Source organism: Arthrobacter sp. zg-Y1143 (assembly GCF_030125565.1).
Classification (GTDB): domain Bacteria; phylum Actinomycetota; class Actinomycetes; order Actinomycetales; family Micrococcaceae; genus Arthrobacter_B.
In genome coordinates this window covers 529,589-543,266 of record NZ_JASKLW010000001.1, presented here as the reverse complement: position 1 = coordinate 543,266, position 13,678 = coordinate 529,589, and the positions used below count along the sequence as shown (strand labels likewise).

Below are 13,678 nucleotides of genomic sequence, written 5' to 3'. Positions count from 1 at the left end.
TTTCGTTAATCCGCGTACAGAAATAGCGGGAGTGGTAGCTGCCAAAGGGTTTCCTCGGTTACTGGGGATCACAAAAGGGGAAATCGTCGAATTCCAGCGCGGTTACGGTGTTGGTTTCCCAATCCGACCGAAGTATCGCATAGGCAACCGATGCCACCCGGGAACCGTCCGCCGTCGGCCATGCCTGACGGTAATGGGCCTCCTTGACGAACCCGGCGCGCAAGAACGTTTTCCGCATGGCAATGTTGTCTTCCCGCGTCTGGCCTTCAAACCGGACACTGCCGGCGTGCCCGGTAAACACGAGCCCACAAAGCGCCCGCAAAATACCCGCGCCCCGGCCCTGCCCGCGGTGTTCCTCAGCCAGTCGGAGGTCGAACATCGGGTTTTCATCCTCAGGATCCTCAACGACCACCAGCCCGAGGTCCTGATTGCCATCCTGGATCCAGTACCCCTGCGCCGCCGTCGACCAGAAGTGCCCCTGCTGCACCCGGTCCCGTGCCTGCGCCGCGGTGGGCGCGGGGGACGCATGAAAAGGAAACGTGTTGGAGGTCAGGAAAGAGGTAAGGACATCGGCGTCGCCGGCGGTCATCCTGCGGAAGGTGAACGTCATGACCGCGAGTCTAGCCGGGCTGTTCCGTACGGCTAGAGTGCGCCGATGCGGTCCTGGTTCCCGGCTGCCGCCGCTGCCTCGACCTCTTCCTCCAGCTTGCGGCGCCAACCGCGCGGCGGAGGCCAGGAGATTCCCCACTCGGCAAGCTGCTGCTTGGTGAAACCACCGGAGGGCGTACGGGCTGCATCGATTTCTTCGCGGGTCGGCATGGCCAAATCATGACATGCCGGCGGGGCTGTGTCACCGAATAAAACGAACGTTTTGGGAGGTGATTTCCAGGTCAGTTATTGACTATTCACCAAACACGGGCTAATCCCCGGAAATCCGCGGATTCCGGGGGTTAGCAGAACCTTGGGTATCACTCAAAAGATAGTATTAGGGACGTCCGGTACTGCCTAATAACCTTTTACGGGTGGGTGGTAACCATAATCAATTGCCAGCCTTCCGGGACCTGCTTTTGCAGGGCTTCCCGGGCGTCAAGAAAATTCTCGCCCTCCGCTTCCAGTTCCCGGGTTTCGATGGGGCGCATGATGCCAGTAACCTTCATGGTTCCAGCCTAGGCACCGGACACCGGGAGCGAAAACCGGTTGCCCTGTTGTGTCCACCACCCGGCGGGTCGCCAGCGGCCAGGATCTCGTGCTCCGCCCGGCCCTAAGCCTTGTCGTGCACGGTGATCGCATAGCCTTCCGGGTCGCAGAAGTGAAGGTGGTGCCGAAGGGACCCTCGAAGGGCTCCTGAATCACAGGCGCACCGAGCGGCCGGCACGGCCGGAATCCGGCAGATCACTGCCCGCTGTACTGACCCCCGAAGGCACGGATCTCTTGGCACGTGCCGAAGCAATGGTGGATACCGTGGACCGGCGGATCGTCTCCGGGCTCAGCGATGGGCAGGCCAAGGCACTGGCACAGGCACTGGGTGCCTGCATGGAGGCTTTGGAAGAGGCCTAGTTGTACTGACCCGGCTAGGACTGCAGCGAAGTGCCGGTTTCCCGAGCCAAGGCGGACAGGAGCTCATCCTGGAACGCTTCGTCATGGACTGCAGCGTGGGGCTGTTGCCGCTGCCGGTGATACCAGTAGCCGCCACTCGTGAGGGCTTCAGGTTGGTCGCTGGCGGCCAGCCATTCCTGGGTTTGATGGCCCAGCTCCAAATCATCCGGAGCACCGGGGCCGCCCATCCGCGTCGGCACCCAGCCGGGGTCCACCGCGTTGCTCAGCACCTCCGGCCGCAGGCGTGCGAGCGCAGCCGAGAAAGCGGTCACAAACAGCTTGCTGTCCGCGTAGGACCGGGGCCTGCCGCCGGACCAGTCCGCGCCGGCCAGGGATGGCTGTCCGGCGAAGTGGGAACCGCTGCTCAGGTACACGTGCCGCTGCGGGCCTTCCAGCAGCGCGGTAAGGAGATACGGTGCGACCGTGTTCACCGGCAGCACGGCCGGGCCCCTCCATACTCCGGCGTTATGGATCACCGAGTCCAGCGGCGCCCCGCTGTTCAATTCAGCAGCAACCTCCCGGACGGCGTCGCGGTCGGCGAAATCTCCCACCACAATCTCCGCCCCGCGGCTGACAAGGGGCGCCAGGCTGGCTGCACGGTCCCGGTTGCGTGCATGCACTACGACGTCGTGCCCCTGGGAGAGCAGCGCATCGGCGGCAGCGTGCCCGAGACCGTCGGCTGAACCGGTTACGAGGATCCTCATGGAACGCACCTTCCGCGAATACTGACCGTTTTCGGCAAACACTGACCACCGGCTGCTGCTGGGGCTGTCCGGTTGCCAGGTTGCCGGGGATGCCAGGTTGTCCGGTTGCCCGCCCAACGCTGGCCGCCAGGGCCGCCGGCACTGCACGAGGTATCCCCGTCCCCCCTGCCGCGTGCATCCCGCTCACGACTTTCCCGCTCACGACTATAAGGACCACGGCAACCGGTGTCAGGAGGCCCCCCGCGGAGGATCCCACCGAGTGGGGCTGCTGTGACCTATGGGGAAACACCGGCCCCACCGTTAACACTGCGTGGGAAGTTCCGCTCGCGGGCGGGCTGGCATACGAACGAAAGGGCAAAATTTACCGATTTTTGGCCCAGAATCGGTAAATTGTGCTTTTTCGTTTCCGGGGCGGACCCCACTGCCTCCGTCCCACCCCGAACCCGTAATCCCGATCCCGCAACCCCTGGCCCCGGGGCGCAGAAAAGGGGCCCGCTTCCCGGTAAACCGGGAAACAGACCCCTTCGAATCTGTGGAGCCTAGGGGAATCGAACCCCTGACCTTTTCATTGCGAACGAAACGCTCTACCAACTGAGCTAAGGCCCCAAACTGCACCGTACGGCGTCGGAACGACCAACATTTTTCCTGATCAACTCTGCCGATCAACCGACCCCGCTAGGCTACACCGATTCTAATCACGCCGTCGCGCAGCGGCCAAACGAGCGGCACCCTTGGGATGTCCTGCCGGCGTCGTTACCGTGGGGCAATGGGTCCATCCGCACCGGCGGCCGGGACCTGCCAACGCACTGCGGAACGAAGGAGAATCCCATGGCCCTGATCACCGAAATGCTCAAGAACCATCCCGGCGGACCCCGCACTTCGGACCCCCGTAAACTCGCCGAATGTCTGCAGGCCTGCGCGGAGTGCGCCCAGGTCTGCAACGCCTGCGCAGACGCGTGTCTGGGCGAGGACATGCTGGGTGACCTGGTGGCCTGTATCCGCATTGACCTCGACTGTGCGGAGATCTGCGCGGTTACCTCGGCGGTACTGTCCCGTACCGCAGCGTCCGGCCCCGCAACGGCAACCCTGCTGCGCGCCTGCATGGCCGCCTGCGCGGCCTGCGGCGAGGAATGCATGCAGCACGCGTCCATGCATGAACACTGCCGGATCTGCGCGGAGGCATGCCGCCGTTGCGTCAACGCCTGCGAGGAACTGCTGACCTCGATGGGCTGAGTTGGTCCTCCGACAGGGCCCTAGGAACCTTCCGCGAGCACCAGGCCGCGCAGATACGCGGCTTGGCCGGCATGCTCCAGGCAGTCCGCCAGGATGCTCACCAGCCGCACGCCCAGGGTGACCGGCGGATCCCAGGCCCGGTCCACCACCTGGTCCAGGTCCGCCGCGGACAGTCCGGAAACAAACGCGGCAGTGCGGGAATGCACGTCGTCGTAGTAGCCCAGCAAAACCTCGGCCGAGGATACCTGCACCTGTGCCACCTGCTCGGAATTGTGTCCGTAGCCGGTGTCTTCCACCGATAACGGCAGCCCCACGCGTTTCGCCCAGCCGTCCGCCGTCCAGGCCTGTTCCTGCCCGGCGGCATCGGCCACTTGGGCGTCCTCCACCCGGGCCAGATGCCAAATCAGCCAGGAAATGGAGTTTCCCTCCGGGTAGGGGCGGTGGTTCAGGGCCTTCGCGTCCAGGTCCTTCACCGTGCGCCGTACGGTGCCGGGCAGCCGGCCGAAGGCGTCAATCAGCAGATCACTTTGGTCCATGGTGGCAGGCTCCCGAAGGTCGGCGGCAGGGTGCGGCCATCCTTTCACGCCACCCCGCCGCCGGGAAGAGCCGGGGTTCGTGTGCGACAGCAGAAAAAGCCGGCCTAACCGGTGCGCCGGCACTCCGTCGGTCCTAAAATTGCCGGATGAGCTGGACTGACGAGCGGCCCGCATGGCTTCCGCCCATTCCGTCCCCGCACCGCGGCCTGATCCGGATCACGCTGGGCATGATCCTGGTCTGCGCGAGCATGCTCACCTGCCTGGTCATCGCCGCATTCGGCGCCCTGCTGAGCATGTACCTGCTCTGGCCGCTGGCAATCGGCCTGCTGCTGCTGATGTCCGGGCTGCTCAGCCGGCGCCGCGGCGCCTAGCGCCCCGGCCCGCTCCGGAGCCCCGGCGGCACGCCCCGGCCCGCCCCGGCCCCACCCGCTTCCGCGGCAACGGCACGCCCCGGCCCGCCCCGGACACAACGAACACAACGGCCGCTCCGCGGAGGTTAGGTTAGCTTTCTCTTGCTGGAAACCGCGGTGCCGGCGGGCTTACAACAGAGGCATGGTCACTGTTCGCATGAACCGAAGCCGCACCCTGATCCGGCGTTATCCGCTGGTGGTCGCCACCGTGCTGGTGGGGGTGGCGTTCCTCGTACTGCAGGCGGCCGGCGCGGGCACCGCCGCGGACTGGACCGGCGGCGTCTATGCCTGCGCAGTAGCGGCAAAAACCGGAGCGGGCATGATCCGGGACATCCGCGCCGGACGCTACGGGTTGGACATCCTGGCCGTAATCGCGATCCTGAGCACCGTCGTCGTCGGCGAGTACCTGGCCGCGCTGATCATCGTGCTGATGCTCACCGGCGGTGAGGCGCTGGAGGACTACGCCGCCGGCAGGGCCCGCCGGGAGCTGGATGCCCTGCTCACCCGGGCTCCCCAACAGGCGCACCGGTTTCCGGGCGGAAACACCCAGCGCGGTGCCGTGGATGTCCCGGCCACCGACGTGGGGCCGGGCGACCTGCTGCTAATCCGGCCCGCCGAGGTGGTTCCCGTGGACGGGATCCTGGTCTCCTCTGCCGCGGACTTCGACGAGTCCTCACTCACCGGCGAATCCCTTCCCGTGGGCAGGCACGCCGGGGATCCGGTGATGAGCGGTTCCGTCAACGGTGCCCGCGCCGTGCTGCTGCAGGCCACGGCGACGACGGCGGACAGCCAGTACCAGCGCATCGTGGCCCTGGTGGCCGAGGCCGCCGAGTCGAAGGCGCCGGTGGTCCGCTTGGCCGACCGGTTTGCGGTGCCCTTCACCGTGGTGTCGCTGCTGATCGCCTCCTTGGCCTGGGCACTGAGCGGGGATCCCGTGCGTTTCGCGGAGGTGCTGGTCCTGGCAACGCCGTGCCCGCTGCTGATCGCAGCCCCGGTCGCGTTCCTGGGCGGTATGAGCCGTTCGGCCCGCACCGGGATCATCGTCAAGGGCGGAGCCGTACTGGAACAGCTCGCCAAGGTCGGCACCGCGGCGTTCGACAAGACCGGAACACTCACCCACGGGCATCCCGAACTGGTGGAGGTCCACCCGCAGCCCGGCTTCAGCGCCGAGGACGTGCTGGGCCTGGCCGCTTCCGCCGAACAGTATTCCTCCCATGTGCTGGCTGCCGCCGTGCAGCAGGCCGCTGCCGCCCGCGGACTGGAACCACACTCCGCCGCGGACGCGCGGGAAACGGCCACGAACGGTGTGGAGGCCGTGCTGGACGGGCATTCTGTCCGGGTGGGCAAGGAACGTTTCGTGGCCGAAACCGCCCCGGATACCCGGCCGGCAGACCTGCAGCCGGGCCAGATGGTGGTTTACATCGGCGTAGACGGACACTTTGCCGGCACCCTGATCATGAGCGATGCCGTGCGGGACAACGCCGCCGCGACCCTGCACCGGCTGGCGGAACTGGGCATCGGCCGCACGGTCATGCTCACCGGTGACAGTGCGGCGACCGCGGAGGCCGTAGCCGCGGGGCTCGGCATAACCGATGTGCGGGCGGGCTTGCTGCCCGCCGGCAAGGTTGACGCCGTGCGGACGCTCGCGCCGCGGCCGGTGATCATGGTGGGCGACGGCGTCAACGACGCTCCGGTACTGGCGGTGGCCGACGTCGGCATTGCCATGGGAGCGCGCGGATCCACCGCCGCGAGCGAGTCCGCCGACGTCGTGCTGGTGGCGGATGACATTTCAAAGGTGGCCGACGCGGTTCAGATTGGCCGCCAGACCATGCGGGTGGCTTTGGGCAGCATCTGGCTGGGGATCGCGCTCAGCCTGGCACTGATGCTGACCGCCGCCTTCGGGTTCATTCCGGCGGTAGTCGGGGCATTGACCCAGGAGCTGGTGGACCTGGCCGCCATCCTCAACGCCCTGCGCGCCCTGCACGGCGGCCGGCAACTTCCGGGTACCGCCCGCGAAACGCCCTCCGCGGCGGACAGCGTCGCGGCAGCGCGGCCGAAGCCGGTCCCCCGGGCCGGCTGATCCGCCTAAGCCGGCTCAGCAGGCGCCGCTATGGCATTGCAAAGGTTCCGGGGGCAGGCTATTGAAGCGGGGGAACACCGCGTGCACGAACCGTCGGGGACCACACACAGGGGTGAGACGTGGATACAACCGAAAGCCCGGCCGCATGATCCCGCCAATGCTCGCCACCTTTGTGGTCCTGGCCCTGGCGGTAGCGGGCTTCATGACCAACCGGCTGCCCCTCGTGGTCGTCGCGCTCTTCGTTCCGGTGGCACTGTGGGCCACCGGAGTGCTTCCCCTCAACGAATCCCTGCAGGGTTTCAGCGACCCGATCACCCTGTTCATCGCCTCGCTGTTTGTGCTCAGCGAGGCCCTGGACGCCACGGGGATCACCGCCTGGGTTGGGCAGCAGCTGGAACTTCGCTCGTCGCTGAGCCGCACCGGCCTGCTCGTCACGATCATGGCTGCCGCCGCGCTCCTCTCCGCGGTCATCAGCATTAACGGTGCCGTCGCGGCGCTCCTGCCCGTGGTCGTCGTTGCAACGGCGCGGGCCGGGGTCATTCCCTCGCACATGCTCATCCCGCTGGCCTTCGCTGCCAGTGCGGGATCGCTGCTGACCCTTACGGGAACGCCGGTAAACATCATCGTCTCCGAGCTCTCCGCCAGCTCCGGAGGACGCGAGTTCGGGTACTTCGAGTTCGCGCTGGTGGGGCTTCCCCTCGTCGCCGTGACGACCCTCCTCGTTGTACTGCTGGGGCGAAGGCTCCTGCCGAAGCGTGCACCCGAGCAGCTGGCAAAGGCGGGCACCGACCCGCGGGAGCGGGTGCGGTCCTGGCGGGAGATGTACACAGCCGACCTCGACACGGAGCGGCTGTTCACGGGACGGCTGGGCGTGGTGGAGGTTCTCATCGCGCCCCGATCAACGCTGATCGGGCGCATCGTCAGTCCCGGCATGACCACGCGCGACGAGGACCTGGTGATCGTCGCCCTGCACCGCGGCGGAACCACCGCGGTGCACCCCGACGCCCCCGCGCCTCCCGGCACGCTGACGCTGCGGGCCGGAGACTCGGTGCTGGTCCACGGCCCGTGGGATGCCCTGAACCGATACGTCCAGTCCTCCGATGTCATCGCCGTCGAACCTCCGCATACCCTCCAGCGGGGAGTGCCGCTGGGCCGCGGATGGCGCCGCTGCCTCGCCGTGCTGGCCGCCACGATCGCGCTGCTGGCCACCGGGCTCCTCCCGCCGGTGATCGTGGGGCTCCTCGCCGCGGCCGCCCTGGTGCTCCTTGGAGTGGTGACCGTACCCCAGGGGTTTCGGGCTATTTCGTGGAACACGGTGGTCCTGATCGGGGCGCTCATCCCCCTGTCCTCCGCGTTTGTGTCCTCGGGTGCCGCGGATGCGATCGCTTCGCTGGTGCTGAATTCGACCGGCAGCATGTCCCCGCACCTCGCCCTCCTGGTGATCTGCGTTCTCGCGCTCATCCTCAGCCAGTTCATCTCCAACGTGGCCACCGTGCTCGTGATGGGACCCGTAGCAGTGACTTTCGCGCAAACGCTGGAGGTCAGCGTGCTCCCGTTCATGATGGGGCTCAGCGTGGTTGGGGCAGCCGCCTTCCTCACCCCCATCGCCACCCCCGCCAACCTCATGGTGATGCAGCCGGGCGGCTACCGTTTCGGCGACTACTGGCGCCTTGGGCTGCCGCTCTCCTTCGTCTTCCTCGCCGCCGCGGTGCTGTATGTGCCGCTCATCTGGCGGTTCTGATCCCGGCGGAGCCGGGAACGGGGATAATGGTCAGTGGTCCGGCCGGCAGTGCCGCTCCGCTGACGGTAATCAAGGATTCGACGCTAGGGGTATGTCCATGACGCTGATCGACAACGCGGTGTACGTGGACGGCAAGCGTGTCCACGACCCGGACAACCTGGATGAGACCTTCGAGCTGACCCGAACCTCCGACGGCATGGCCTGGATCGGCCTGTACCGCCCGGACGAGGTGGAGCTGCTGGCCGTCGCCGAGGAATTCGGCCTGAACCTGCTCATTGTCGAAGACGCCCTCGCCGGACACCAGCGTTCGAAGCTGGAGCAGTACAACGACCAGCTGTTTGTGGTGCTGCGCCCCGCCCGCTACCTGGACGACGTCGAACGGGTGGAATTCGGTGAGCTGCACCTGTTTGTGGGCCCGAACTTCGTGGTCACCGTGCGGCACGCCGAGTCCCCGGACCTGGCCCGGGTACGCAAACGGGTGGAGCAGGAACCGGATCTGCTGGCCCTGGGGCCGCAGGCCGTGCTGTACGCAGTGCTGGACCAGGTGGTGGACGAATACGCGCCGGTCGCTGCAGGGCTGGAAAACGACATTGACGAGATCGAAGACCAGCTGTTCAGCGGCGACGCCGAAGTATCCCGCCGCATCTACGAACTGTCCCGTGAGGTCATCCAGTTCCAGCGCGCCATCTCCCCGCTGCAGACCGTGGTGGGCGAACTGCGGCATGCCGCGGACCAGTACGGGGTTCCGCCCGAACTGCGGGACAACCTCGGCGACGTCCTGGACCATGTGCTGCGCCTGATCGACCGGGCCAACGCGTACCGCGCCATCCTGGAAAACGCGCTGACCCTGTCCTCCACGCTGGCCTCGAACCGGCTGGCCGAAACCAGCATTGAGCAGAACGAACAGGTCAAGCGGATTTCCTCCTGGGCCGCCATCCTGTTCGCTCCCACCCTGGTGGGCACCGTGTACGGGATGAACTTCGACAACATGCCCGAGCTGTCCTGGCAGTTCGGCTACCCGCTGGCACTGCTGGGGATGCTGGTCACCGGCATCGTCCTGTACCTGACCTTCAAACGGAACAAGTGGCTGTGACGCGCCGCCTGCCGGTTCCGGCCCTCTTGTCCGTCCTGCTGCTGCCCGCGCTGCTGCCGCTCGCGGCGTGCGGGGACGTCGCAGGCAGTACTTCCCCGGACGACGGCGGTGCCACCCCGGATGCCGACGTCACCGGGGCCTGGGGCGACACGGCCAACACCGAAGCACCGTCGCTGGACTTCGACCCCAACGGGCGGGTCAGCGGAACCGACGGCTGCAACCGGCTGATGGGCCACTGGAACATCAAAGGCAACCGGGTCACCATGCAGGACATGGCCTCCACCATGATGCTCTGCCACGGCATCGACACCTGGCTTTCCGGCGGGGCCGCCGCCGACGTGGACGGCGACACCCTGCGGATTTACGACCAGGCCGGCACCGAGCTAGGCGTCCTGGAGCGCCCGAAGCCCGGGTCCTAGCGCGGGCGCCGCTTGGCCGCGGTCTCCACATGCAGGTCCGTGCCCCGGGTTTCCTTCACCATCGAAACTGCCGCGAAGGAAATGACGCACAGCACCATGATGTAGAGGCCGATGGACGGGGACCAGCCCGTCCCGTTCAGCAGTGCCTGGGCAATGGTGGGCGCGAAGGCACCGCCCAGGATGGCGCCGAGGGCGTATCCGATGGACACCCCCGAGTAGCGCACCCGGGCCGGGAACATCTCCGCATACAGCGCGGACTGCGGCCCGTAGGACAAGCCCAGGCCGATGGTCAGCACAAAGATCGCCACCGCAAACAGGACAATGTTGGTGGTGTCGATCAGCAGGAACATCGGCACCGACCACAGGAACACCCAGACGTAGCCAAGCTGGAAGGTGCGTATCCGTCCAATCCGGTCCGAGAGGATGCCTCCGTACAGGGTGAAGATCAGCCAGCCGAAAGAGCCCAGGGTGGTGGCCAACAGCACAGAGGGGCGGTCCATGCCAAGCCCGCCGCCGCCGTCGGGATTGGGCTTGCCGCTGGCATAGGAGGCGAAGAACGCGATGACCAGGTAGCCGGCCGCGTTGTTCGCCACGAAGATCAGGGCGCTGAGGATGACTTCCCGGCTGTTGTGCCGGAACAGCTGCCGCAGCGGGGCGGAGGACTCCTTCTTCCGCTCCTGGATTTCCTTGAAGATTGGGCTTTCGGACACGGAACGGCGGATGACGTAGCCCACGGCAATCAGCACCACGGAAAGCAGGAACGGAATACGCCAGCCCCAGCTTTCGAACTGGTCCTCGGTGAGGCTGGTGCTCAGCACGTACATCACGAAGGTTGCCAGGATCATGCCGATGGGTACGCCAATCTGCGGATACGCACCGAAGAGCCCGCGCTTGGCCACCGGGGCGTGCTCCACGGACAGCAGGGCAGCTCCGCCCCATTCCCCGCCGGCGGAGAAGCCCTGCAGGATGCGCAGCAGGATCAGCAGGATCGGGCCGGCGATACCGATCTGCGCATAGGTGGGCACCACCCCGATCAGGGCGGTGGAGGCGCCCATCATGATCAAAGTGAACACGAGCATCTTTTTCCGGCCGATCCGGTCCCCCAGGTGCCCTGCGACAATGGCTCCCAGCGGACGGAACAGGAAGCTGATGCCGATGGTGGCGAAGGAGACCACCTGGCCCAGCGGGCCGTCATTGATGGGACCGAAGTACAGCGTTGCCAGCACCAGACCCGCGGCCTGGGCGTAAATAAAGAAGTCGTACCACTCGATGGTGGTGCCAACCAGCGTTCCGGCGAGGACTTTGCGTTCCTCCCGGCTCATCCGGCCGGCGGAAGGCGCGGCGGAGGCGGCGTTGACGCTCATCTGAAACTCCATTGTTCGAGACGGACAGTGTGGTGCGACGGACCCCGATTTGAGACCCTTGCTGCAGGAATCCGGTTGCACGCATCCTAAGCCCAGCCCGGATGCAACCGGCAGAGCCCTGCAGGACCCGGGCGAGTCACGGAAGGTCCTCATGTCCACCGCCCTGCCGCCACCGCCGCCGGCGGAACCGGCACCCACTGTCCTGGGCCTGCCGTTCACCGGCCGCTGGCTCACGCAGAACAGCCCGGCGAACCGCGTCCCCAGCCACGGCACGGACCTGTTCGGAACTACCTACGCCATAGATTTCGTGGCCGTGGACGGGCATGGCCGGTCCGGTCCGCCGGGCTGGCGGGCACTGTTCGCCACCGAGGCGCCGGAAGATTTCCGCGGGTTCGGCACACCGGTGCTGGCGCCGTCGTCGGGCACCGTGGTCTCCGTGCACGACGGCGAGCCCGACCACGAAGCGCGCCGCTCGCAGCCCGCGCTGCTCGCCTACGCCCTGACGCAGGCGGGCCGGGTGCGGCAGGGACCGAATGCCATTGCCGGCAACCACGTGGTCATCGCCCTCGCCCCCGACGGCCCGTATGTACTGCTGGCCCATCTGCGCCGGGGATCGATTGCCGCCGTGCCGGGCGCCTTGGTCGCCGAAGGTGCACGGATCGGTGGATGCGGGAACTCCGGCAACAGCACCGAACCGCATGTCCACCTCCAGGTCACGGACTCAACGGACTGGTCCGCCTGCCGCGGCCTGCCGCTGGCGTTCCGGCATCCCGACGGCGGTCCCGGGCCGTGGCTGCCGCGCAACGGCACGGTCTTCAACGCCTGGTGATTGCACGGATTACCGGAGGCCGGAATATGCGGGCACCGTCACGGGTTTGCCTCTAGGGCACGCAGGGCCAGAATGGACTTCGGCCTTTTCCGACACCACTATTCCGAACGGCAGCGACGCACCTTGAAAAACCTCTCCCCGGACACCGTCAGGCCCTGGCCTGCCCTGTGGTCCCTGGTCATCGGATTCTTCATGATCCTGGTGGACTCCACGATCGTTAACATCGCCACCCCGGCCATCATGGAGGACCTGGGCGCCGGCCTGGACAAGGTCATCTGGGTGATCAGTGCCTACCTGCTGGCCTACGCCGTGCCGCTGCTGATCACCGGCCGGCTCGGTGACCGCTTCGGCCCGCGCCGCGTCTACCTGATCGGCCTGGTGGTCTTCACCCTCTCCAGCCTCTGGTGCGGTTTTGCGGGCAGCGTTGACGGGCTCATCCTGGCCCGTGTCTTCCAGGGCTTCGGCGCCGCACTGATGACGCCGCAGACCATGTCCGTGATTACCCGGATCTTCCCGCCGGAAAAGCGCGGTATCGCCCTTGGCCTGTGGGGCGCCACGGCCGGCGTCGCGACCCTGGTCGGGCCGATCCTCGGCGGCGTCCTGGTGGACGGCCTGGGCTGGGAATGGATCTTCTTCATCAACGTCCCCGTGGGCATTGTGGGCTTCATCCTCGCCTACCGGCTGGTACCGAAACTCTCCACGTCAGTGCACCGCTTCGACTACCTGGGTGTCCTCCTCAGCGCCGCGGGCATGTTCGCCCTGGTCTTCGGCATCCAGGAAGGCGAAAGCTACAACTGGGGCACCATTGCCGGTCCCATTTCGGTCTGGTCGCTGATCATTGCCGGTATTGTGCTGCTGGCCCTGTTTGTCCTCTGGCAGCGCCTGAACCGGGCCGAGCCGCTGCTGCCCCTGAAGCTCTTCCGGGACCGCAACTTCTCCCTGGCCAACATCTCCATCACCGGTATGGGCTTCGCCGTGACGGCGTTCTCCCTGCCGCTGATCCTCTTTGCGCAGAACGTGCGCGGCCTCAGCCCCACGCAGGCAGCCCTGCTGCTCGCCCCCATGGCGGTGCTGTCCGGTGTGCTGGCCCCGCTCGCGGGCAAGACCGTGCAGCGCGGCAATCCCAAGTTCATCGCCGTGTTCGGTTTTGCGGCCATGGCGGCGTCGCTGATCTGGCTCGGCGCCCTGCTCAGCCCGGATGTCCCCTACTGGCAGCTGGTCCTGCCGATGCTGCTGATGGGCCTGGCGAACGCCTGCATCTGGCCCTCCGTATCGCTGACCGCCACCCGCAACCTGGCGGCCAACGTCGCCGGTGCCGGGTCCGGCGTCTACAACACCACGCGCCAGTTCGGTGCGGTGATCGGCAGCAGCGCCATTGCTGCGATCATGCAGTCCCGCCTGACCGCGCACCTGGGCGGCGGGGCGGCCGACGGCGGCACTGCACCTGCCGCAGGCGCGTTCCCGGAGGCGCTGAAGGCCGGCTATTCCGAGGCCATGGGCCAGTCCCTGTACCTGCCGGCCGCTGTGATTGTCGTGGCGCTGCTGGCGTCGCTGTTCTACGCCAAGCCGGCTCCGCACCTCACCTCTGCCGGGGCCCGCAGCGCGAAGAGTCCCGCAGAGAACACTGTCGCCTAGCATTCCGCTTCTGCTGCCGGTTTCGGTTTCTGCTGCCG

General features: G+C 66.8%; 15 protein-coding genes and 1 tRNA gene. 9 read left to right on the top strand and 7 right to left on the bottom strand.

The annotated features are described in order from the left end of the window. Positions 1 to 58 precede the first annotated feature (58 nt). From QNN98_RS02775 to QNN98_RS02765, 3 genes are all read right to left on the bottom strand, one after another. A complete protein-coding gene (locus QNN98_RS02775) occupies positions 59 to 610 on the bottom strand; it encodes a GNAT family N-acetyltransferase (RefSeq protein WP_283996196.1) in 552 nt (183 codons plus the stop codon). Between the two features lie 32 nt (positions 611 to 642). Continuing rightward, positions 643 to 819: a hypothetical protein gene (locus tag QNN98_RS02770; protein WP_227911890.1), complete on the bottom strand. Its 177-nt coding sequence runs from the start codon at positions 817 to 819 to the stop codon at positions 643 to 645. 197 nt (positions 820 to 1,016) lie between these two features. After that, on the bottom strand, positions 1,017 to 1,157 hold the full coding sequence (locus QNN98_RS02765; RefSeq protein ID WP_227911891.1) for a hypothetical protein: 141 nt from the start codon (positions 1,155 to 1,157) through the stop codon (positions 1,017 to 1,019). 274 nt (positions 1,158 to 1,431) lie between these two features. On the opposite strand from QNN98_RS02765, the gene QNN98_RS02760 reads away from it, so the two are divergent. Next, positions 1,432 to 1,557: a hypothetical protein gene (locus tag QNN98_RS02760; RefSeq protein ID WP_283996195.1), complete on the top strand. Its 126-nt coding sequence runs from the start codon at positions 1,432 to 1,434 to the stop codon at positions 1,555 to 1,557. 14 nt (positions 1,558 to 1,571) lie between these two features. On the opposite strand, the gene QNN98_RS02755 is transcribed toward QNN98_RS02760, so the two are convergent. Both QNN98_RS02755 and QNN98_RS02750 read right to left on the bottom strand, forming a co-directional pair. Beyond that, positions 1,572 to 2,300 carry an SDR family NAD(P)-dependent oxidoreductase gene (locus QNN98_RS02755; RefSeq protein ID WP_283996194.1) on the bottom strand — a complete coding sequence of 243 codons (729 nt, stop codon included), beginning with the start codon at positions 2,298 to 2,300 and terminating at the stop codon, positions 1,572 to 1,574. 533 nt (positions 2,301 to 2,833) lie between these two features. Next, positions 2,834 to 2,906: transfer RNA gene (locus QNN98_RS02750), tRNA-Ala, on the bottom strand. Positions 2,907 to 3,128: 222 nt separating this feature from the next. On the opposite strand from QNN98_RS02750, the gene QNN98_RS02745 reads away from it, so the two are divergent. After that, a complete protein-coding gene (locus QNN98_RS02745; RefSeq protein WP_227911893.1) occupies positions 3,129 to 3,533 on the top strand; it encodes a four-helix bundle copper-binding protein in 405 nt (134 codons plus the stop codon). A 20-nt stretch (positions 3,534 to 3,553) separates the two neighbouring features. Here the strand turns inward: QNN98_RS02745 and QNN98_RS02740 are convergent, their stop codons facing one another. Beyond that, a complete protein-coding gene (locus tag QNN98_RS02740; protein ID WP_283996193.1) occupies positions 3,554 to 4,069 on the bottom strand; it encodes a mycothiol transferase in 516 nt (171 codons plus the stop codon). A gap of 146 nt (positions 4,070 to 4,215) precedes the next feature. On the opposite strand from QNN98_RS02740, the gene QNN98_RS02735 reads away from it, so the two are divergent. The 5 genes from QNN98_RS02735 (at position 4,216) to QNN98_RS02715 (ending at position 9,812) form a co-directional block, all read left to right on the top strand. Then, on the top strand, positions 4,216 to 4,440 hold the full coding sequence (locus tag QNN98_RS02735; RefSeq protein WP_227911895.1) for a hypothetical protein: 225 nt from the start codon (positions 4,216 to 4,218) through the stop codon (positions 4,438 to 4,440). Between the two features lie 181 nt (positions 4,441 to 4,621). After that, on the top strand, positions 4,622 to 6,559 hold the full coding sequence (locus tag QNN98_RS02730) for a heavy metal translocating P-type ATPase (protein WP_283996192.1): 1,938 nt from the start codon (positions 4,622 to 4,624) through the stop codon (positions 6,557 to 6,559). A 145-nt stretch (positions 6,560 to 6,704) separates the two neighbouring features. Further along, entirely contained in the window at positions 6,705 to 8,300 is a 1,596-nt protein-coding gene (locus QNN98_RS02725; RefSeq protein ID WP_283996191.1) for an SLC13 family permease, read from the top strand. Positions 8,301 to 8,397: 97 nt separating this feature from the next. Continuing rightward, positions 8,398 to 9,393 carry a magnesium/cobalt transporter CorA gene (gene corA / locus QNN98_RS02720; RefSeq protein WP_227912407.1) on the top strand — a complete coding sequence of 332 codons (996 nt, stop codon included), beginning with the start codon at positions 8,398 to 8,400 and terminating at the stop codon, positions 9,391 to 9,393. Next, positions 9,384 to 9,812: an META domain-containing protein gene (locus QNN98_RS02715; protein WP_283996190.1), complete on the top strand. Its 429-nt coding sequence runs from the start codon at positions 9,384 to 9,386 to the stop codon at positions 9,810 to 9,812. The genes corA and QNN98_RS02715 overlap by 10 nt, the downstream gene beginning before the upstream one ends. On the opposite strand, the gene QNN98_RS02710 is transcribed toward QNN98_RS02715, so the two are convergent. Then, a complete protein-coding gene (locus QNN98_RS02710) occupies positions 9,809 to 11,176 on the bottom strand; it encodes an MFS transporter (protein ID WP_283996189.1) in 1,368 nt (455 codons plus the stop codon). The two genes, QNN98_RS02715 and QNN98_RS02710, sit on opposite strands and share 4 nt — an antisense overlap. A gap of 151 nt (positions 11,177 to 11,327) precedes the next feature. On the opposite strand from QNN98_RS02710, the gene QNN98_RS02705 reads away from it, so the two are divergent. Both QNN98_RS02705 and QNN98_RS02700 read left to right on the top strand, forming a co-directional pair. After that, complete coding sequence (locus tag QNN98_RS02705; protein ID WP_227911900.1) at positions 11,328 to 12,005, top strand: M23 family metallopeptidase; 678 nt, start codon at positions 11,328 to 11,330, stop codon at positions 12,003 to 12,005. Between the two features lie 72 nt (positions 12,006 to 12,077). Further along, positions 12,078 to 13,640: a DHA2 family efflux MFS transporter permease subunit gene (locus QNN98_RS02700; RefSeq protein ID WP_283996188.1), complete on the top strand. Its 1,563-nt coding sequence runs from the start codon at positions 12,078 to 12,080 to the stop codon at positions 13,638 to 13,640. The last annotated feature ends 38 nt before the right edge of the window (positions 13,641 to 13,678 follow it).

Coding starts and splice junctions, on each gene's coding strand:
- QNN98_RS02700 (WP_283996188.1), top strand. CDS start 12,078: ATGGACTTCGGCCTTTTCCGACACCACTATTCCGAACGGCAGCGACGC.
- QNN98_RS02705 (WP_227911900.1), top strand. CDS start 11,328: ATGTCCACCGCCCTGCCGCCACCGCCGCCGGCGGAACCGGCACCCACT.
- QNN98_RS02735 (WP_227911895.1), top strand. CDS start 4,216: ATGAGCTGGACTGACGAGCGGCCCGCATGGCTTCCGCCCATTCCGTCC.
- QNN98_RS02730 (WP_283996192.1), top strand. CDS start 4,622: ATGGTCACTGTTCGCATGAACCGAAGCCGCACCCTGATCCGGCGTTAT.
- QNN98_RS02745 (WP_227911893.1), top strand. CDS start 3,129: ATGGCCCTGATCACCGAAATGCTCAAGAACCATCCCGGCGGACCCCGC.
- QNN98_RS02740 (WP_283996193.1), bottom strand. CDS start 4,069: ATGGACCAAAGTGATCTGCTGATTGACGCCTTCGGCCGGCTGCCCGGC.
- QNN98_RS02755 (WP_283996194.1), bottom strand. CDS start 2,300: ATGAGGATCCTCGTAACCGGTTCAGCCGACGGTCTCGGGCACGCTGCC.
- QNN98_RS02725 (WP_283996191.1), top strand. CDS start 6,705: ATGATCCCGCCAATGCTCGCCACCTTTGTGGTCCTGGCCCTGGCGGTA.
- QNN98_RS02770 (WP_227911890.1), bottom strand. CDS start 819: ATGCCGACCCGCGAAGAAATCGATGCAGCCCGTACGCCCTCCGGTGGT.
- QNN98_RS02775 (WP_283996196.1), bottom strand. CDS start 610: ATGACGTTCACCTTCCGCAGGATGACCGCCGGCGACGCCGATGTCCTT.
- QNN98_RS02710 (WP_283996189.1), bottom strand. CDS start 11,176: ATGAGCGTCAACGCCGCCTCCGCCGCGCCTTCCGCCGGCCGGATGAGC.
- corA (WP_227912407.1), top strand. CDS start 8,398: ATGACGCTGATCGACAACGCGGTGTACGTGGACGGCAAGCGTGTCCAC.
- QNN98_RS02765 (WP_227911891.1), bottom strand. CDS start 1,157: ATGAAGGTTACTGGCATCATGCGCCCCATCGAAACCCGGGAACTGGAA.